General features: G+C 72.9%; 16 protein-coding genes and 1 riboswitch. Of the genes, 8 read left to right on the top strand and 8 right to left on the bottom strand.

Annotation, left to right across the window (positions count from 1 at the left end; genetic code table 11):
• Positions 1–5: 5 nt before the first annotated feature.
• The 3 genes from ACLJT4_RS20290 to ACLJT4_RS20280 all read right to left on the bottom strand — a co-directional run bounded on the left by ACLJT4_RS20290 (position 6) and on the right by ACLJT4_RS20280 (position 3,320).
• Complete coding sequence (locus ACLJT4_RS20290; RefSeq protein ID WP_411123730.1) at positions 6–935, bottom strand: 1-phosphofructokinase family hexose kinase; 930 nt, start codon at positions 933–935, stop codon at positions 6–8.
• A gap of 208 nt (positions 936–1,143) precedes the next feature.
• On the bottom strand, positions 1,144–2,388 hold the full coding sequence (nagA, locus tag ACLJT4_RS20285) for an N-acetylglucosamine-6-phosphate deacetylase (protein WP_411123728.1): 1,245 nt from the start codon (positions 2,386–2,388) through the stop codon (positions 1,144–1,146).
• Entirely contained in the window at positions 2,388–3,320 is a 933-nt protein-coding gene (locus ACLJT4_RS20280) for an ROK family protein (RefSeq protein ID WP_411123726.1), read from the bottom strand. The genes nagA and ACLJT4_RS20280 overlap by 1 nt, the downstream gene beginning before the upstream one ends.
• Positions 3,321–3,692: 372 nt before the next feature.
• On the opposite strand from ACLJT4_RS20280, the gene ACLJT4_RS20275 reads away from it, so the two are divergent.
• The 3 genes from ACLJT4_RS20275 to otsB all read left to right on the top strand — a co-directional run bounded on the left by ACLJT4_RS20275 (position 3,693) and on the right by otsB (position 6,403).
• The gene (locus ACLJT4_RS20275; protein WP_411123724.1) at positions 3,693–4,913 is read left to right on the top strand and encodes an extracellular solute-binding protein; all 1,221 of its coding nucleotides are present in this window, start codon (positions 3,693–3,695) and stop codon (positions 4,911–4,913) included.
• Between the two features lie 96 nt (positions 4,914–5,009).
• On the top strand, positions 5,010–5,261 hold the full coding sequence (locus tag ACLJT4_RS20270) for a DUF3263 domain-containing protein (RefSeq protein ID WP_016572191.1): 252 nt from the start codon (positions 5,010–5,012) through the stop codon (positions 5,259–5,261).
• Between the two features lie 167 nt (positions 5,262–5,428).
• A complete protein-coding gene (gene otsB / locus ACLJT4_RS20265) occupies positions 5,429–6,403 on the top strand; it encodes a trehalose-phosphatase (RefSeq protein WP_411123721.1) in 975 nt (324 codons plus the stop codon).
• Positions 6,404–6,428: 25 nt separating this feature from the next.
• Here otsB and ACLJT4_RS20260 read toward each other — a convergent pair whose 3' ends face one another.
• The 4 genes from ACLJT4_RS20260 to ACLJT4_RS20245 all read right to left on the bottom strand — a co-directional run bounded on the left by ACLJT4_RS20260 (position 6,429) and on the right by ACLJT4_RS20245 (position 10,866).
• Positions 6,429–7,115 (bottom strand): hypothetical protein, encoded by a 687-nt coding sequence (locus tag ACLJT4_RS20260; protein ID WP_411123719.1) that lies wholly within the window; start codon positions 7,113–7,115, stop codon positions 6,429–6,431.
• Between the two features lie 102 nt (positions 7,116–7,217).
• Complete coding sequence (locus tag ACLJT4_RS20255; protein WP_411123717.1) at positions 7,218–8,285, bottom strand: cytochrome c oxidase assembly protein; 1,068 nt, start codon at positions 8,283–8,285, stop codon at positions 7,218–7,220.
• A 61-nt stretch (positions 8,286–8,346) separates the two neighbouring features.
• Positions 8,347–9,843 carry a trehalose-6-phosphate synthase gene (locus ACLJT4_RS20250; RefSeq protein ID WP_411123715.1) on the bottom strand — a complete coding sequence of 499 codons (1,497 nt, stop codon included), beginning with the start codon at positions 9,841–9,843 and terminating at the stop codon, positions 8,347–8,349.
• A gap of 48 nt (positions 9,844–9,891) precedes the next feature.
• Positions 9,892–10,866, bottom strand: a complete 975-nt coding sequence (locus ACLJT4_RS20245) for a glucosyl-3-phosphoglycerate synthase (protein ID WP_411123713.1) — start codon at positions 10,864–10,866, stop codon at positions 9,892–9,894.
• A gap of 175 nt (positions 10,867–11,041) precedes the next feature.
• Positions 11,042–11,199: riboswitch (SAM riboswitch) on the top strand.
• 17 nt (positions 11,200–11,216) lie between these two features.
• On the opposite strand from ACLJT4_RS20245, the gene thrC reads away from it, so the two are divergent.
• The 4 genes from thrC to groL all read left to right on the top strand — a co-directional run bounded on the left by thrC (position 11,217) and on the right by groL (position 15,549).
• Positions 11,217–12,494 carry a threonine synthase gene (gene thrC / locus ACLJT4_RS20240; RefSeq protein WP_016572185.1) on the top strand — a complete coding sequence of 426 codons (1,278 nt, stop codon included), beginning with the start codon at positions 11,217–11,219 and terminating at the stop codon, positions 12,492–12,494.
• 56 nt (positions 12,495–12,550) lie between these two features.
• Positions 12,551–12,829 carry a MoaD/ThiS family protein gene (locus tag ACLJT4_RS20235; protein ID WP_411123711.1) on the top strand — a complete coding sequence of 93 codons (279 nt, stop codon included), beginning with the start codon at positions 12,551–12,553 and terminating at the stop codon, positions 12,827–12,829.
• A gap of 480 nt (positions 12,830–13,309) precedes the next feature.
• Positions 13,310–13,513, top strand: coding sequence for a cold-shock protein (locus tag ACLJT4_RS20230; protein ID WP_003949956.1), 204 nt, complete (start codon positions 13,310–13,312; stop codon positions 13,511–13,513).
• 410 nt (positions 13,514–13,923) lie between these two features.
• Positions 13,924–15,549 carry a chaperonin GroEL gene (groL, locus tag ACLJT4_RS20225; RefSeq protein WP_020929769.1) on the top strand — a complete coding sequence of 542 codons (1,626 nt, stop codon included), beginning with the start codon at positions 13,924–13,926 and terminating at the stop codon, positions 15,547–15,549.
• Positions 15,550–15,664: 115 nt separating this feature from the next.
• On the opposite strand, the gene ACLJT4_RS20220 is transcribed toward groL, so the two are convergent.
• Complete coding sequence (locus ACLJT4_RS20220) at positions 15,665–16,264, bottom strand: hypothetical protein (RefSeq protein ID WP_411123709.1); 600 nt, start codon at positions 16,262–16,264, stop codon at positions 15,665–15,667.
• Positions 16,265–17,518: 1,254 nt separating this feature from the next.
• Between ACLJT4_RS20220 and ACLJT4_RS20215 the strand changes: the two genes are divergently transcribed.
• Positions 17,519–18,496 (top strand): DUF998 domain-containing protein, encoded by a 978-nt coding sequence (locus ACLJT4_RS20215; protein ID WP_411123707.1) that lies wholly within the window; start codon positions 17,519–17,521, stop codon positions 18,494–18,496.
• Positions 18,497–18,657: the final 161 nt, after the last annotated feature.

The raw sequence follows: 18,657 nt of genomic DNA, 5'->3' as shown, positions 1-18,657 counted from the left end.
GGCGATCAGGCCGCCGTGGGACGGTCCGTCACCACCACGCGGGGCAGTAGCTCTTCGTAGGTCGCGGCGTCGAACTCGCCGGCGGCGGTGGCCCGTACGGTCGCCGCGGAGAGCGCCACCGCCCGGCTCAGCCGGTCCGGCCAGGGCAACTCCTCGACCAGTCCGGACAGCAGGCCGGCCACCGCCGAGTCACCGGCCCCGGTGGGGTTGCCGGCGTACCGGCGGGGCGGGGCGGCCTGCCAGGCACCGTCGGCGGTCACCGCGAGCATCCCGTCCGCGCCGAGCGAGGCGGCCACCGCGTGGGCGCCGCGGCGCCGGGCGTCTCGGGCGGCGCGCAGCGGCTCGGTGCTGCCGGTGAGGGCGGCCAGTTCGTCGGCGTTGGGCTTGGCGAGGTCGGGGCGGGCGGCCAGGCCGCGGCGCAGCGGTTCGCCGCTGGTGTCCAGCAGGACCGGGACGCCGGCCGTGCGGGCGGCGCGGGTGAGCCGGGCGTAGACGTCCACCGGGACGCCGGGCGGCAGGCTGCCGCAGAGCGCCACCGCCCGTGCCTCGCCCAGCAGTTCGCGGTATGTGCCGAGGAAGGCGGCCCATTCGGCGGGGGAGACGGTCGGGCCGGGCTCGTTGAGTTGGGTGGTGTCGCCGGTGCCGGTGTCCACGACGGCGACGGTGCGGCGGGTGACGCCGCCGACCGGGACCAGGGCGTCGGTGACGAGCGTCTCCTGGGCGAGCAGCGCGCGCAGCGCCTCGCCGGTGCCGCCGCCCGCGAAGCCGGTGGCGACCGTGCGGTGGCCGAGCGCGGCCAGTACCCGGGCGACGTTCAGGCCCTTGCCGCCGGGGCGTTCGGTGACCTCGGTGACGCGGTGGGTGCTGTGCGGGCGGAGCCGGGGGACGCGGTAGGTGATGTCCAGGGCGGCGTTCAGCGTGACCGTGAGGATCATGGTCTCCCCTCCAGGAGGAGGCCGGCCGGACGGCCGTGGGTGAAGGCACCGCGTTCCGCGGTGGCATACGGACAAGTGCGCGAGCGATCATGCCATCGCGGACGCCCGTAGGCCCAGACCCGGGTCGGCCACCCTGCGGGGCCCGGCCGCCGGTGGGCGGCCGGACCGGGGTGCCGACCGGTGGCGGCCGGCGATCCCCGCCGGGTGGTCAGACGCCCGGCGGGCGCAGCAGCCAGGCACCCCGCCGCAGGACGCCCACGACGTCGTACCCGGCGTCCAGGACGACCAGGTCGGCGTCCTTGCCGGGCTCCAGCGAGCCGGTGCGGTCGGCGATGCCCAGCAGTCGGGCGGGGTTCGCGGAGAGGGCCTGCACGGCCTGTTCGACGGTGAGGCCGTCGAGGGTGACGGCCCGCCTGAAGGCCCGGTCCAGGGTGAGGGTGGAGCCGGCGATGGAGCCGGCGGTGGGGCCGTCGCTGATCCGGGCGACGCCGTCCTTGACCTCGACCCGCATGGGCCCGAGCGGGTACATCCCGTCGTTCATCCCGGCCGCGCCCATCGCGTCGGTGATGAACGCGACCCGTTCGGCGCCGGCCTCGCGGAACGCCATCTGGAGGACCGCCGGGTGCAGGTGGGTGCCGTCGTTGATCAGCTCGACGGTGATCCGCTCGTCCTCCAGGAGCGCGGCGACCGGGCCGGGGGCGCGGTGGCCGAGCGCCGGCATCGCGTTGAAGAGGTGGGTGGCGACGGTGGCGCCGGCGTCGATCGCCTGCCGGGTGGCGTCGTAGGTGGAGTCGGTGTGACCGATCGCGGCGATCACCCCGGCGTCGGCGAGCAGCCGCACGGAGTCCAGGCCGCCGGGCAGTTCGGGCGCGACGGTCATCATCGCGGCGGTGCCGCGGGCGGCGTCGACGAGCCGGCGGACCTCGGCGGGGTCGGGGTCGCGCAGCAGCTCGGGCTGGTGGGCGCCGCAGCGGTGCGGGGAGATGAACGGGCCCTCGAAGTGGATGCCGGCCAGGTCGCCCTGCTGCACCAACTCGGCCAGCACGCCGGCCTGCCGGGCCAGGTCGGCCAGGTCGCCGGTGACGGTGGAGGCCACCATCGAGGTGGTGCCGCGCCGGCGGTGGGTGTCGATGACCGTCAGGCACTCCTCGGGGTCGGCGGAGGAGAAGGAGCCACCGCCCCCGCCGTGCACGTGCATGTCGACGAAACCGGGGACGATCAGATGCCCGGTCAGGTCGACGACGCTCGCCGGGTCTTCGACGCGGTCCTGGGCGTCCGCGGTGTCCGGCGCCCGGCCGCGGTCCCGGTCCCGGCTGCGGACCGCGGCGATCCGGGCGCCCTCGATCGTGAGCCGGCCGTTGTCGGTGACGCCGGAGGGCCGGGCGATCCGGGCGCCGGCCAGGACGGTGCGCCCGGTGTCCGAGGGGCGTCCCGCGGACTGTTGCTGTGCCATCAGGCGGTTACCTCCGTGGAGAGAAGATCCCAGGCGAGCAGTCCTGCGCCCAGGCAGCCCGCGGCGTCCCCGAGGGCCGCCGGGACGATCGAGGGGAGCTGCTGGAAGGTAACGCGCCGGCGGACCGCCTCCCGCAGCGGTGCGAACAGCGTGTCGCCGGCCTCCGCCAGCCCGCCGCCGATGATCAGCATCCGCGGGTCGAGCAGGGTCAGCCCGGTGACCAGGCCGTCGGCGAGCGCGTCCACGGCGCCCTGCCAGACCTCCCGGGCGCGCGGATCGCCGGACTCCACGGCCTTGGCGCAGTCGGCGGCGCCGGCCCGCGGATCGCCGCAGACCGCCGCCCAGTCGCGGCCCACCGCGGCGGCCGAGGCCAGCGCCTCCAGGCAACCGCGCTGTCCGCAGCCGCACTCCGGACCGTCCGGCCGCACGACGATGTGGCCGATTTCGCCGGCGCTGCCGTGGGCGCCGGCCTCGATGCGGCCGGCGATGCCGATGGCGCCGGCGATGCCGGTGCCCAGCGGCACGAACAGGAACCGGTCGGCGTCCCGGCCGGCGCCGATCCGCCCCTCGGCCAGCCCGCCGGTGCGGACGTCGTGGCCGAGCGCGACCGGGACCCCGTCGAGCCGTGCCGAGAGCAGGGTCCGCAGCGGGACGTCGCGCCAGCCGAGGTTGGCGGCGTAGACGGCGGTGCCGGTGGCCTCGTCGACGATGCCGGGGACGGCGACGCCGGCGGCCAGTGCGGTGCTGCCGAGCCGCTCGCGACCGATGTCGCGCAGGTCGGCGGCGAAGTCGAGGATCGTCTCGACGACCGCCTCGGGTCCGCGGTCGCGCCCGGTGGGGCGCCGCGCCTCGTACAGGAGGGTGCCGTCCGCCCCGGCGAGGGCGGCCTTCATTCCGGTGCCGCCCACATCAAGGGCGATGACGTGTTTCACGGGGGACAGTGTCGCGCGACCGGCCAATAAAGGTCTAGTCCACTCACCGTGCTGATCGCCACGCGCCGGCCGCGTGCCGGCGCCGCCGCCCGCGCTCCGGGGCCGCGCGTACGCGCCGGTAGCCGGCCCGGCCGACCCCCTCGCAACGCCCCTGACCTGCACGAGAGGCAGGCCGATAGGGGAACCGCGGGGAAGGTGGTGTAGACCTTGTGGGGGACAGTGGGTGAGACTCACTGTTTCTGCGTCGATCGCGGGCGATCCCCACGACGACGGAGGGAACACCCGCAAGCACAGAATTTTCGGGAAAAAGGGGCGGTAACAGCGGTGCGACGGCGGTACGTGAGCCTGGCAGCGGCGGGACTGGCCGCCACCATGACAGTGACTCTCACCGGCTGCGGCAGCGGCTCCGGGGGCAACGACGTCGCCCTCACGCTGATCGCCGCCGACTACGGCGACAGCAAGGCCAACAGCTCCCAGCACTACTGGGACGACCTGGTCCGTGACTTCCAGGAGCAGAACCCGGGCATCAAGGTCGACGTCAAGGTCTACAACTGGACCGTCGTCGACAAGAAGGTCGAGGACCTGGTCAACGCCGGCAAGGCCCCCGACATGGCCCAGGTCGGCGCCTACGCCGACTACGCCGCCCGCGGCAAGCTCTACGGCGCCGACGACCTGCTCTCCATCCCCGTCCAGGCCGACTTCACCCCCTCCCTCGCGGAGGCCGGCGAATACCAGCGCAAGCAGTACGGCATGCCCTTCGGGGCCAGCACCCGCCGCCTCTTCTACAACAAGAAGCTGTTCGCCGCGGCCGGCATCACCTCCCCGCCGCAGAACTGGGCCGACATCGTCAGCGACGCCCAGGCGCTCAAGGCGCACGGCGTGAAGATCCCCTTCGCGCTGCCGCTCGGCCCGGAGGAGACCCAGGCCGAGACGCTGGAGTGGCTGCTCGCCGGCGGCGGCGACTACACCGACAACATCGGCAAGTACACCCTCAACGCGCCCGAGAACGTCAAGACCTTCGAGTGGCTCCAGAAGAACCTCGTCGGCAAGGACCTGACCGGCGTCGACCCCGCGAAACTCAACCGCGAGGACGCCTTCGCCGCCTTCGCCGACGGCGACGTCGGCATGCTCAACGGCCACCCCACCCTGATGAAGCAGGCCGAGGCCAAGGGCGTCGACTACGGCACCGTCGAACTCCCCGGCGCCACCGGCAAGGCCAAGGCCACCATGGGCGTCGCCGACTGGATGATGGCGTTCAAGCAGAACGGCCACCGCACCGAGGTCGGCACGTTCCTGAACTTCGTCTACAGCCAGAAGAACGTCCTGAAGTTCTCCGCCGAATACAACCTGCTGCCGGTCACCAGCTCCGCCTCCCAGGCGATGCTCGCCGACGACAAGTTCAGCAAGCTGCACGGCTTCCTCACCCAGCTGCCCAACGCCCACTTCTACCCGTCCGACAAGACGTCCTGGCCGCTGGTCTCCAAGACCATCAAGTCCCGGATGGGCGCCACCGTCGGCCCGCACGGCAACCCCTCCGCCACCCTCACCGACATCCAGAACATCGCGGACACCGCCGACAACACCGCCGAATAGCGCCGCCAGCGGGCCCGGGCCCACCCCGGGCCCGCCCCGGCAACGCCCCCGACGGTGGGCTTATCGTGGGAACGAGACGACGGACGGCGGAGCGGCATGACGGACGACACCGACGACACCGCGCACGGGCTCTCCGCCCGCGACGAGGCGGTGCTCGCCGTCGAACGCCGCCCCTGGCCCGGCCCCGGCGCCAAGGAACGCGCCATCCGCGAACGGCTCGGCATCTCCCCGACCCGCTACTACCAACTCCTCAACGCACTCCTCGACGACCCCCGCGCCCTCGCGCACGACCCGGTGACCGTCAACCGGCTGCGCCGAGTGCGGGACGCGCGCCGCGCACGGCGCTGACCGCCCGCCCGTCACCCGACCTCCGCCCCCCGATGACGGCGCTGCGCGCCGGCCGCCCGCCCGTCACCCGACCACCGCCCCAGATGACGGCGCTGCGCACCGCCGCCCCTGTCGGATGCGCCCGTACACCCGGCGTGCGCCCGTGTCCCGCCGGTAGGGTCGGCGACATGGGCACCCCGAACGCCGCACCACCTCCCGAACCGGCGCCGGACCCCGTGCCGGCCTCGCCCGCCGTCCCGCATCCGGACACCGCTGCCGGCCAGGAGGGCCTCGCCGCCCTGCTGGCCCACCCCGAACGCGCCGTCGTCGCCCTCGACTTCGACGGCACGCTCGCCGACATCGTCCCCGACCCCACCAAGGCCCGGGCCCACCCGGGCGCCCGCGCGGCCCTGGCCCGACTCGCCCCGCACCTGCGCGCGCTCGCGGTGATCACCGGTCGCCCGGCCGGCGTCGCGGTCCGCCTCGGCGGCCTCGACGCGGCCCCGGGCCTGCCCCACCTCGTCGTCCTCGGCCACTACGGCGCCGAACGCTGGGACGCCGCCACCGGCGCCCTGCACGCCCCCGCCCCGCACCCGGGCATCGCCGCCATACAGGCCGAACTCCCCGGCGTACTGGACCGCTCCGGGGTCTGGCACGGCACCTGGGTGGAGACCGCCATCGAGCGCAAGGGCGGCCGCGCCATCGCCGTGCACACCCGCCGCGCCGCCGACCCGCAGGGCGCCTTCGAGCAGCTGCGGGAACCGCTCACCGCGCTCGCCGAGCGCCACGGCCTGATCGTCGAACCGGGCCGACTGGTGCTGGAACTGCGCCCGCCCGGCATGGACAAGGGCGTCGCGCTCGCCGAGTGGGTCGAGGAGACCGGGGCCGCCGCCGTCCTCTACGCCGGCGACGACCTCGGCGACCTGGCCGCCTTCGCCGCCGTCGAGAAACTGCGCTCCGAGGGCACCGGCGGCGTCCTGGTGTGCAGCGGCAGCAGCGAGGTCACCGAACTCGCCGACCGCGCCGACCTGGTCGTCGACGGGCCGCAGGGCATGGTCGCCCTGCTCAACGCCCTCGCCGACCGGATCGAACACCCGCCGCCCCCGCCCGGCACAGCCGAGCCGGAGGCGACGGACGGGACGCAGGAGCCGCAGGAGGGATAGCCGGGCCCGGCCGGTGACGGCCGGGCTACTCCTTGAGGCCCAACGTGGACAGCGCCGTCGTCCAGTCGTGCGCGATGGCCTGCTGCGCCTTCGCCAGATCCGTCTTGCCGGCGCAGATGGCGGCCTTGAGCTTGTTCTCCACGCCGTCCTTGGGGTTGTTGGGACCGGCACCCGGCCGGTGCCCCGGGGACGGCGGCTCGACCCAGATGTTGCGCGGGTCGTTGGGGTCGCCGCCCAACTGGAGGCTGATGAGGTGGTCGTACTCGGCGTCGTGCAGCGGGCCGGTGTAGCCGTACGACGCGGCGTTGGCGGTCTTCTCGCGGCCGGTGATGCTCACCGGCGGCCGGATGCCCTTGGTGTAGCCGCTCCGGCAGATCGTGGTCCCCAGCGTCTGCGGGGTGACCTTGGGGTTGGTCGCGCCCGGGGTGCACTTCGGGTCGGGCAGCGGCTGTTTGTCCGCGGTGTAGCGGAAGTGGCAGGAACCGGGGGAGGGCTGGCGCTGCACCGTGTACGCCGACTGGGGCCCGGGCCCGACGGGTATCGCCCCGGACGGGGCGGACGCGGAAGGGGACGCCGTCCCGGAGCGCGACGCACCGCCCTTCGGGTCGGCACCGCCCTTCCCCGAGGAGCAGCCGGCGACCGTGGTCGCCAGGACGGTGGCGGCCGCGACCGCGGCCCACCGTGCGGAACGTGACCGAGCGTTGAGGGGCATGGCAGAGGACTACCCCGCCCGGGACCGCCGCAGCCCCCGCACCGGAGCGCGGGGGCGCACCGGGAGCACGCGAGGCGCGGCCGCACCACCGCGCGGCACGCCCTAGCGTCCCCGCCTGAACCGCTCGCCGACCTCCCCCTGATCGGTCTCCCACCAGGGCCGGGTCACCTCCGGCTGCGCGACGGCCGGTGCCGCCTCGGCCGCCGGTGCTGCCGACGCTGCGGGGACCGCGGTGGCTGCGGTGGCTGCCGGTGCCGCTGCGGCGACCGCCAACTCCCGGTCCAGCCGGGCGTCCAGGGCCCGCGTCCTGCGCCGCTCGTCGCGCACCCACTCCGCGAACACCGCGATCATGAAGGGCAGCCCGACCAGCTCGGCGATCGTCAGCATCAACCCACCGCCGATCATCTGGTCCTGCTGCAGGCTCGGGTCCCACGGCCGGTGCTGGGACGCGTACCAACCCCCCGCGATCAGCGTCCCGCTGGTCATCACCACGATGCCGGGCACCGCGTCCACCAACCCGTCCAGCAGGACCAGCAGGGCCCGCACCGGATGGCTGCACCAGGACGGCAGCAACTCCTCGCGGGTGAGCATCGGCAACACGAAGAGGCTTCCCACGACCAGCAGTTGCAGGTACATCAGCTCGTGCAGCGGACCGTGCCGCAGCGCCGTCGGAAAGTACGGCGTGAAGTAGATCGCCAACTCGGAGGAGAGCACCAGCACCGTGCTGACCAGCGGGAACGTCAGGAACCGCAGGAGCCGGCCGGAAAGCCGCGCCCGCAACCAGCGAGCCGTCCGCCGCTCGGGCGGCAGCACCTTCAGCACCAACGACAACGGGTCGCCCAGCGCCAGCCCCAGCGGCGCGATCAGGTCCAACACGATGTTCTGCACCGCGGCCGGCCAGAACAGCTCGTGGTCGTAGACCGCCAGCCCCGACATGGTCGCCACCGCGACCGCGCCCAGCCCCAGGCCCACGAACGCCACCGACCGGGCCACCGGCCACCGCTGCCCGCGCCGCGCCAACCGCACCACGCCCCAGGCGTACAGCCCGCCCAGGACCAGAATCAGCACCAGCGCGAACGGGTCGAGCCGCCAGCTGTCGAGCAGCCGCCCGGCGGTCAGCTCCGGCAGACCGGACGCCACCGCCGTCGGCGCATGCGTAGTCACTGTCACGGCCCACCACGCTAGCCCCGCCCGCTAACGATCTACCGGCGGGGCACCCGCACCGGGCCGGTCACTCCTCCAGGGCCCGCAACTGCTCCAGGAACCACCGCGCGGGCGGCAGCGCCGTCGCCGCCGCCGCCAGCCGGGCGGTGCGCGCGGCCCGCTCCTCGGCCGGCATGGTCAGCGCGGCGTGCAGCGCCTCGGCGGTCTGCCCCACGTCGTAGGGGTTGACCGTCAGCGCGTCCGCCCCCAGCTCCACCCACGCCCCGGCCTCCCGGGACAGCACCAGCGCGCACCCGGCGTCGGAGACCACCGGCACCTCCTTGGCGACCAGGTTCATCCCGTCCCGGATCGGATTGACCAGCGCCACGTCGGCCAGTCGGTACGCCGCCAACGACCGCGCGAAATCGTCCTTGACGTGCAGCACCACCGGCTGCCAGGTGGCCGTGCCGTACTCCGCGTTGATCTCCTCGGCGAGCGCACCGACCCGCGCGGTGTAGTCGCGGTACACGGCCAGGTCCTGCCGCGACGGATAGGCGAACGCCAGGTGCACCACCCGCTCGCGCCACTGGGGCCGGTCGGCCAGCAGCCGCCGGAAGGCCAACAGCCCGCGCACGATGTTCTTGGACAGCTCCGTGCGGTCCACCCGCACGACGGTCTTCCGCCCGGCGCCGCCGATCTGCTCGCGCAGCCCCGCCATCCGCTCCTCGACGTCGGGCCGCCGCGACCGCTCCCGCAGGAACTCCGCGTCCGCCCCCAGCCCGTGCACCCCGATCCGGGTCCGGTGCGCCGTCGGGCCCGCGACGACGCTCGGCGGCTCGTGCCGCGGCCAGTGCGCCGTGCAGTCCGGCCCCAGCGCCCGCTCGCAGCACGCCGCGAACGCCCGCGCCCACCGCTCGGTCAGGAAGTTCGCCCGATCGGCGCCGAGGATGCCCAGCAGCAGCTGCCGCTGCACGTCGTCGGGCAGCAGCGCGAAGTACTCCGGCGGCGCCCACGGCGTGTGCGAGAAGTGCGCGATCCGCACGTCCGGCCGCACCTCGCGCAGCATCCCCGGCACCAGCGCCAGGTGGTAGTCCTGCACCAGCACCGCCGCACCCGGGCCCGCCGCCTCCGCCAGCGCCCCGGCGAACGCCGCGTTGTACGCCTCGTACGCCGCCCACTGCTCCCGGAAGCCCGCGTCGAAGACCGGCTCCACCGGCGTCTGGTAGAGCATGTGGTGGACGAACCACAGCACGGAGTTGGCGACGCCGTTGTAGGCCGCGGCGTGCACCTCCGCCGGGATGTCCAACATCCGCACGCGCTGCCCGCCGGTGTCCGCGGTGTCCAGCAGCCCCCCGGACCGCCGCACCGCCTCCCGGTCGCCGTCCCCGAGCGCCGCGCACACCCACACCGCACCCGCCTCGGGCCCGATGGCCGAGAGCCCCGACACCAGCCCCCCGCCGCCCCGCTTGGCGCTCAGCTCACCGCCCTCTTGCAGGGCGTACGACACGGGCCCGCGGTTCGACGCGACGAGGACCTCGGCACCTGACTGGACCGCACTGCGCTCGGTGACCGTCTCGGAGACCATGTCGCGACATTAACCCGTCACCGATCCGCGCAAACGTGCGATCGCCCCTCAGGCCGCCCGCCGTTCCGCGTACTCCGGTATTCCGGCCATCGGCGGCCGCTCCTCGGTGTCCACCGCCGTCGTCCGCGGCACGAAGCCGTCCTCCCCGCGCTCGAACTGGGTCAGCCGGGGCCGCACCAAATGCCCCCGCGCCAAACGGAGTTGGGCGGTGCGGTAGATGGCGGCGGCCATCCGGCCGAGCGCCTGACCGTCCTGATGCCGGTGCTTGCGCACCCCCACGTCCACCTGGGCCAGCGCATCCAGCCCCACCGTGTGCAGCGCGTCCACCAGCAGCCCCAGCTCCACCCCGTAACCGACCGGGAACGGCAGCCGCTCCAGCAGCGAGCGACGGGCCGCGTACTCCCCGCCCAGCGGCTGCACGAACCCGGCCAGCTGCGGCCAGTGGAGGTTCAGCAGCGGCCGGGCGACCAGCTCGGTGACCCGACCGCCCTGCTCGCCGCCGGCCCCCGCCGCGGCGCGGCCCGCACCGGTCTCCAGCGGCCGGTCGTACATCGCCTTGACGAATTCGACCTCCGGATCGGTCAGCAGCGGCCCGACGATCCCCGAGACGAAGGTGGACGAGAACTCCCGCAGGTCGGCGTCGACGAAACAGACGATGTCGCCACCGGTCACCAACAGCGAACGCCACAGCACCTCGCCCTTGCCGGGCAGCGCCGGGATCCGCGGCAGCACGGCATCACGGTGCACGACCCGCGCACCGGCCGCCGCGGCAACCTCGGCGGTGCGGTCGGTGGAGCCCGAGTCCAGCACCACCAGCTCGTCGACCAGCGGCACCTCCCCGGTCATCAGGTCGGCACGGATCGCCGCCACGATCGCGCCGACCGTCGCCTCCTCGTCGAGCGCGGGCAGCACCACGCTGACCGTCCGACCCGTCTGCCGCTTGGCCTCCACCAAACGCTCCAGCGGGCGGTCCGCGGCGGACCAGGAGCGAGCCGCCAGCCAGCGCTCCACTTCTTCCAGCACGTCTACGACTCTCCTCGGTGGCCCCGAACGGGAACCCGTTATGTGATCCATCTCGCGGACCGGACGACTATCTCAACGGTCAGTGCCTTCGGTTACAGTCTTGAACAACGCGGATGACCGTCGCATGTCGGGGTCGCCGCGCCACAAACGCCTGGGTTCCATCCCAGCGCCATACCGCTCATCCAGAGGGGCAGAGGGATACGGCCCGTTGAAGCCCCGGCAACCCTCCAGCCGGTCTCCGCCGCACGACCACACGGTGCGCGCGCGAGGCTCCCGGCTAGGGAAGGTGCCAAATCCGTCTCACGGCGAGATGCGTCGTGAGGAAGATGAGGAGAAAGGGCCTCGCCTCCATGGCTGTGCAAGTCACCGAATCCGCTCCCTCCGTCGCCCTCGGTCCCGCCGTCGCGCTCTCCTGTCGCGAGTGCGGACAGCGCTTCCCGCTCGGCCCGATCTTCGCGTGCCAGGAGTGTTTCGGCCCGCTGGAAGTCGCCTACGAGCTGCCCGCCAGCGACCCCGAAGAGCTGAAGAAGCGGATCGAGGCCGGCCCCGCCAACATCTGGCGCTACGCCCCGCTGCTGCCCGTCCCCGCCGACGTGGCCGACAAGCCCAACCTCAACCCCGGCTTCACCAAGCTCGTCAAGGCCGACCGACTCGCCGCCGAGCTCGGCGTCACCGGCGCCCTGTACGTCAAGGACGACTCCGGCAACCCCACCCACTCCTTCAAGGACCGGGTCGTCGCGATCGCCGTCGAGGCCGCCCGCGCCTTCGGCTTCACCACCCTGTCCTGCTCGTCCACCGGCAACCTGGCCGGTGCGGTCGGCGCCGCGGCGCGCCGCGCCGGCTTCAAGTCCTGCGTCTTCATCCCGCACGACCTGGAGCCCGGCAAGGTCGTGATGGCCGCGGTCTACGGCGGCGACCTGGTGGCCATCGAGGGCAACTACGACGACGTGAACCGCTTCTGCTCCGAGCTCATCGGCGACCCGCTGGGCGAGGGCTGGGGCTTCGTCAACGTCAACCTGCGCCCCTACTACGGCGAGGGCTCCAAGACGCTGGCCTACGAGATCTGCGAGCAGCTCGGCTGGCAGCTCCCGGACCAGCTGGTCATCCCGATCGCGTCCGGCTCCCAGCTCACCAAGATCGACAAGGGGCTGAAGGAGCTGATCGCCCTCGGTCTGGTCGAGGACAAGCCGTACAAGATCTTCGGCGCCCAGGCCGAGGGCTGCTCGCCGGTCTCCGCGGCCTTCAAGGCCGGCCACGAGGTCGTCAAGCCGCAGAAGCCGAACACCATCGCCAAGTCGCTGGCGATCGGCAACCCCGCCGACGGCCCGTACGTGCTCGACATCGCGCGCCGCACCGGCGGGGCCGTCGAGGACGTCACCGACCCGCAGATCGTGGACGCGATCAAGCTGCTGGCCCGGACCGAAGGGATCTTCGCGGAGACCGCGGGCGGCGTGACCGTCGGCGTGACCAGGAAGCTGATCGAGAACGGCCTCCTGGACCCGTCGCTGACCACCGTCGTGCTGAACACCGGTGACGGCCTGAAGACCCTCGACGCCGTCGCCGCCGGGCCCACCGCCACCATCCGGCCGGACCTGGACGCGTTCCGCGAGGCCGGCCTGGCCGGCTGAGCCGGCCCTCCGCCCGCCCCTCCCGCACCCCCCGTACTTCCCTGGAAGGCAGAACCATGAGCGTCAAGGTCCGCATCCCCACCATCCTGCGCACGTACACCGGAGGCGAGGCCGAGGTGACCGCCGAGGGCGCGACCCTCTCCGAGGTGATCGCCGACCTGGAGAAGAACCACCAGGGCATCGCGGCCCGGGTGCTCGACGACGCGGGCAAGCTGCGCCGCTTCGTGAACGTCTACGTCAACGACGACGACGTCCGCTTCGAGCAGGGCCTGGAGACCCAGACGCCGGACGGCGCCGGCGTCTCGATCATCCCGGCGGTCGCCGGCGGCTGCTGACGCCGCGGCGCCCGCCGCCGTCGCCGCACAAGCGCCGAGCGAAATCGCGCCAACTCCTTGCCGGTAGTGACCGGAAATTGCCCCGTCCGTACGAAACGGACGGGGCAATTCCGTGTTGTGAAAGGGGATACCATTGGGGTGATCCCCCTCCGGTTATCTCCGCGTGCATGCCGAAGCGCATGCCGAACGCATATGAGATCGCAGTGACTTGTGCGCAAGTTGTGTGCGCGATTTGTCGCCCGTGTGGCATATTCCCGGCCCGACTTCGCCTGAGATAACGGGATTTGAGCGCATACGGCCGTTTCCCCGACGCCAGAATTCTCGTCCGATTGACCTGTTGCGCTGGGCATTGGTCCAGATACATTCAGCGGCGGTCGACGCGTTCCGGCGCACACCCCGCGGACCATTTCGGGGGGTGAGGTCTGACCCGGGTCCGCGGAGTGCGGTCCTGCGCAAGGGCCAGTAATAGGGGAGTTAGGCATGGCTCAGGGCACCGTCAAGTGGTTCAACGCGGAGAAGGGGTACGGCTTCATCGCGGTCGACGGTGGTGCGGATGTTTTCGTCCACTACAGCGCGATCCAGATGGACGGGTACCGCACCCTTGAGGAGGGTCAGCGAGTCGAGTTCGAGATCTCGCAGGGCCAGAAGGGGCCACAGGCGGATATGGTCCGGGTCGCCGCCTGAGGCGGCGGCCGACTGCATCGTTGGAAGAAGGCTCGCAGCCCCCAGCACGGGGTTGCGAGCCTTCTGCTGTTCCCGGAGGTCACCGGCGTCCCGCGGGAGTGGTACGCGGGCGCGCGCGGGCGGGTAGGAAGCGGTCCCGACGGGCCGCCGATCGTCTCACGGACGGGGGGTCCCCCCGTCAAGCGCTTGCACTCGACTGGTGCGAGTGCTAATCATTGCGTTAGCACTCTCCCCGTGAGAGTGCTGAAAATGGATCGGGTCGGTGAGGTCGGCACGCCAGGTGGGGCAAGGAACCACACGGCATGCAGGCCGTCCGTCGCGGGCGCCAGCACGGTCCGAGGTTTCCTCCCCCAGCTCTCAACTCGGTTGGAAGCGGGGGGTACCCCATCAGTCCGGAGGGACCACTTCACATGGCCAAGATCATCGCGTTCGACGAGGAGGCGCGGCGCGGCCTTGAGCGCGGTATGAACCAGCTCGCCGACGCCGTCAAGGTCACCCTCGGCCCCAAGGGCCGCAACGTCGTCCTTGAAAAGAAGTGGGGCGCCCCCACGATCACCAACGATGGTGTGTCCATCGCCAAGGAGATCGAGCTGGAGGACCCGTACGAGAAGATCGGCGCCGAGCTGGTCAAGGAGGTCGCGAAGAAGACGGACGACGTCGCCGGTGACGGCACGACGACCGCGACCGTCCTGGCCCAGGCGCTGGTCCGCGAGGGCCTGCGCAACGTCGCCGCCGGTGCCAACCCGATGGCCCTGAAGCGCGGCATCGAGAAGGCCGTCGAGGCCGTCTCCGGTGCGCTGCTCGACCAGGCCAAGGAGATCGAGACCAAGGAGCAGATCGCCTCCACCGCCTCCATCTCCGCCGCCGACCCGCAGATCGGCGAGCTCATCGCCGAGGCCATGGACAAGGTCGGCAAGGAAGGCGTCATCACCGTCGAGGAGTCCCAGACCTTCGGTCTGGAGCTGGAACTCACCGAGGGCATGCGCTTCGACAAGGGCTACATCTCGGCGTACTTCGCGACCGACATGGAGCGCATGGAGGCGGCGCTTGAGGACCCCTACATCCTCATCGTCAACTCCAAGATCGGCAACGTGAAGGACCTGCTGCCTCTCCTGGAGAAGGTCATGCAGTCCGGCAAGCCGCTGCTGATCATCGCCGAGGACGTCGAGGGCGAGGCCCTGTCGACCCTGGTCGTCAACAAGATCCGCGGCACCTTCAAGTCCGTCGCGGTCAAGGCGCCCGGCTTCGGTGACCGCCGCAAGGCCATGCTCGGCGACATCGCCATCCTCACCGGTGGCACCGTCATCTCCGAGGAGGTCGGCCTCAAGCTTGAGAACGCCGGTCTCGACCTGCTCGGCCGCGCCCGCAAGGTCGTCATCACCAAGGACGAGACCACCATCGTCGACGGTGCCGGCGACAGCGAGCAGGTCCAGGGCCGGGTCAACCAGATCCGCGCCGAGATCGAGAACAGCGACTCGGACTACGACCGCGAGAAGCTCCAGGAGCGCCTCGCGAAGCTGGCCGGCGGCGTGGCCGTCATCAAGGCCGGTGCCGCGACCGAGGTCGAGCTCAAGGAGCGCAAGCACCGCATCGAGGACGCCGTTCGCAACGCGAAGGCGGCCGTCGAGGAGGGCATCGTCGCCGGCGGTGGCGTGGCCCTGCTGCAGGCCTCCTCGGTCTTCGAGAAGCTGGAGCTCGAGGGTGACGAGGCGACCGGCGCCAACGCCGTGAAGCTCGCCCTGGAGGCCCCGCTCAAGCAGATCGCCGTCAACGGTGGTCTCGAGGGCGGCGTCGTCGTGGAGAAGGTGCGCAACCTGGCCGTCGGCCACGGTCTGAACGCCGCCACCGGCGAGTACGTCGACATGATCGCCGAGGGCATCCTCGACCCGGCCAAGGTGACGCGCTCCGCGCTCCAGAACGCCGCGTCGATCGCCGCGCTGTTCCTCACCACCGAGGCCGTCATCGCCGACAAGCCGGAGAAGGCCGCTGCCGCGGGCGCTCCGGGCGGCATGCCGGGCGGTGACATGGACTTCTGATCGACCTCTGGTTGATCGACGTCCCGCTTCGTGCGCCGGGGCGGCACCCCCTCTCCCAGGGGGTGCCGCCCCGGCGGCGTTTCGTCCACGAACCGGCGCCCCGCGGCGCCCGCCACTACGGCAGGCGGTCCAGCAGCCAGCCGGAGAGCTCTTCCGCGATCAGGGTGTGCTCCTCATCGCGCGAGGCGAGCACGAAGTCGTCCAACGCGCTCTCCTCCGGCGCCAGTTCGTCGATCGGCAGATAGCGGTCGGCGTGGCGGCTCGGCTCCCGGACGGCCACCGCACTCACCACCGGGACGAAGCAGTGCTCACGGATCGGGTTCTCCACCGCGAAGCCCAGGACGGGCGCCAGCTTGTTGAGCGCGTCGGCGAGGATGCCGAAGCCCTCCAGGGCGCCGCCGGGCGCACCGTCGATGTCCGGCAGCCCGCTCGTGCGGACCTCCCGGGTCGGCACGGTCACCACCCGGAGCTTCGCCACCAGCCGGTCGTCGCCCTCGGACTGGGTGCGCAGCTCCGTCCCCGAGACGGCCGGACTGTTGATCTGGCAGGAGAACCGGTCGTCCAACTTCCTGACGTAGTGCGCGAACGCCTGGAGCGAGAGCGGGATCCAGGCGCCGGTGCGCGGACCGTCCCAGGAGAAGCACACCCCCGTCTGATGGCCGATGCGCTCGGTCTCCAACCGGGCCAGGGCATAACGCGTGACCAGACCGCCCATGCTGAAGCCGCCGCCGACGAGCCGCTCACCGCCCAGACGCTCGGCGAGCGCCCGGTGGATGGGGCGGCCGTCGCGACCCGGGCGTTGTCCAGGACGGAGGCGCTGCGCTCGTCGTAGCCGATGAGGACGACGTCCCGGCGCCGACGGCGGAGCTCGTCCAACAGGGGAGAGCCGGCCGGTGCGGACGGGGCACTTCGCGGGTGCGACGACGCGGACCGTGACGGCCGTGCGCTGGCCGTGCCCGCCGGTGATCGCGGGAGGGAGAGAGGGCGAGGAGAGGAAGCTCAGCCGGAGGAACCGGAGTTCGGGGTGGCGACGGGCCTGCCGTCCCGGACCGCGGCGGCGGCACGGGCGGGGACGCGGGCGAGGGCGTCCACCCCACTGACGGTCGGGCCGCCGGAGGACGCGACCCCGTTGCCGGCGCCGTGGCTTGCGGCCGCCGGCCGTCCCCGGGAAGCCCGGACGGGCCCGTGCCGCGCCGGCCCGGACGACCGGACCCCGCGCGACGCCGGTGCTGCTGCCGTGGTGCGGCGTGCGGACCGCGTGGCCGTCGTCACCCCGGCCCGCCCGCCGCAGGCCCTGCGGCGGGCGGGCCGTCGCCGTCCTCGCGGGGGACGGCCGAGCCGCTCCCCGCGCGCTCACGGACGGTGCTGCACGACTCGGCCATCGCTGCCGTTCCCCCTGGGTCACCTGCCGGGGCGCCCCGTTGCGGAGCGTCGGTGATCCCGGCGAGGCAATGACAGCCGGTCCGTCACCCTCCGCACCAGGCCGCATGTGGACAGACACGATCACCGCTATGCGGAAGCATGATCGCCGGCCGACCGGCAATGACGCATTGCTCACGCGAACGCACGACCCGATGGCCAAGAACCGGCGGCAACCAGCCGAACCGCGACCGTCCGGCCACCGCACGACCCTTCAAACCCGATGCCGCAATTGGCCGGATCACGCGTTCAGGGGATTGGCTCCGCCTGTCGGGTGACAACTCGGCGCGCCTGCACCCGGCGCGCCAACGGAGCGGGCCTCGCCGGGGAGACCCTTCGCACTAGGGCGCGTCCGTTGGGTCAGGGCCGGATGGGCCGCGGCGTCTCGTGCGGTGCATCGCAAGGCGCCGGAGCGGCCTGATAGCGCGAGAGCGGAGCTATTGGGACGTTTCGGCAACGCTGCGAGGTGCCGCGCCAGGCGCCGCGGCCCCGGCCCCGACCCATCGGACACGCCCCAGGCCCCCGCCCCCCACCGGAACAGGACCCGCCCGTGCCGAACGTCCCGAACCCCACGCGGACCGGTGCCCGCACCGTCTACGAGCCCGTGGTCGCCCCCACCACCCGCTACGCCGGCCGCGAGGCGACGGCGGCCTTCCTCTTCGCCGTCGCCGCCCTGCTCTACAACTGGTGGCTACTCGAATTCCGCCTCCGCACCGGCCTCGACCCACGCCACTCCTACGTCAGCGAGCTCTACGCCGCCGACCAGCCGCTGCGCCGCCTCTTCGGCGGACTGGAGAGCGGCTGCGCACTCGTGGTCATCACCGGCGCCCTCCTGGCCCGCAGCACGCCCGCCGGCCACGGCCGCTGGGCCCGCACCGGCTGGCTCGCCCTGGTCGGCCTCGGCCTCTCCTCACTGGCCGACGTGGTCCTGCCCATGGCCTGCGCCCCCTCGGTGGAACGCGGCTGCGTGCCGGTCCACCCCTGGCACACCGCCACCAGCGCCTTCGCCCACTTCTTCCTCTTCGCCTCGATGGCGACCCTCAGCCGCGCCGCCGCCGTGCAACGTCCCCCGATGCCGCTCGTCCGCCGCTGGGGCCCGCGCGTCCTGGCCGTGGCCATGCCCGCCGCGATCCTGACCGTCGGCCCGCTCATCGGCCACCCCGGCTGGCACGGCATCCCGCAACGCGTCCACCTGGTGCTGGTGGGCGTCTGGTTCGCCCTCCTGGCCTGGGAATTGGGTCGCTCGGCCCGCCGCCGCCGACGCTGGGCCGGCCACTGGGACGGCCCCTGGGAGCGCTACGTGGAGGGCCTCCGCCGCGTCTGGCGCACCGAACCCGCGGGACGGGCGCAGGCGGTTGACTCCGGCGACGGGGCTGGGGCTGGGGCTGGTGGCGCTGGGGGTGCTGGGCGCGGGGCTGACTCCGGCGGGGCGGCTGAATCCGGGGGAGCGGGCGGTTCCGGGGGCGGGGCTGGCTCCGGGGGCGTGGCTGATGCTGGGGGAGCGGCTGGTTCTGGGGGGAGCGGCTGATTCGGGGGAGCGGGAGTGGGCGGGGGCCGGGGTTTTTTGGGGCTTGCGTCTGAGGGGAGTGGTGCGGAGGGGCGGGGTGGTGGGGGTGGTCCTGGTGGGGTGGGTTTGGCGTGGGTGAGCTGCTTCGGTGTGTGGGTGCCGGGGGCCGGGGTGCCGGGGGG

Source organism: Streptomyces sp. x-19 (assembly GCF_046549115.1).
In the GTDB taxonomy this organism is placed as follows: Bacteria; Actinomycetota; Actinomycetes; order Streptomycetales; family Streptomycetaceae; genus Streptomyces; species Streptomyces albulus_C.
The sequence above is the reverse complement of the archived record's forward strand: the minus strand, read 5'-3'. Positions and strand labels throughout refer to the sequence as shown.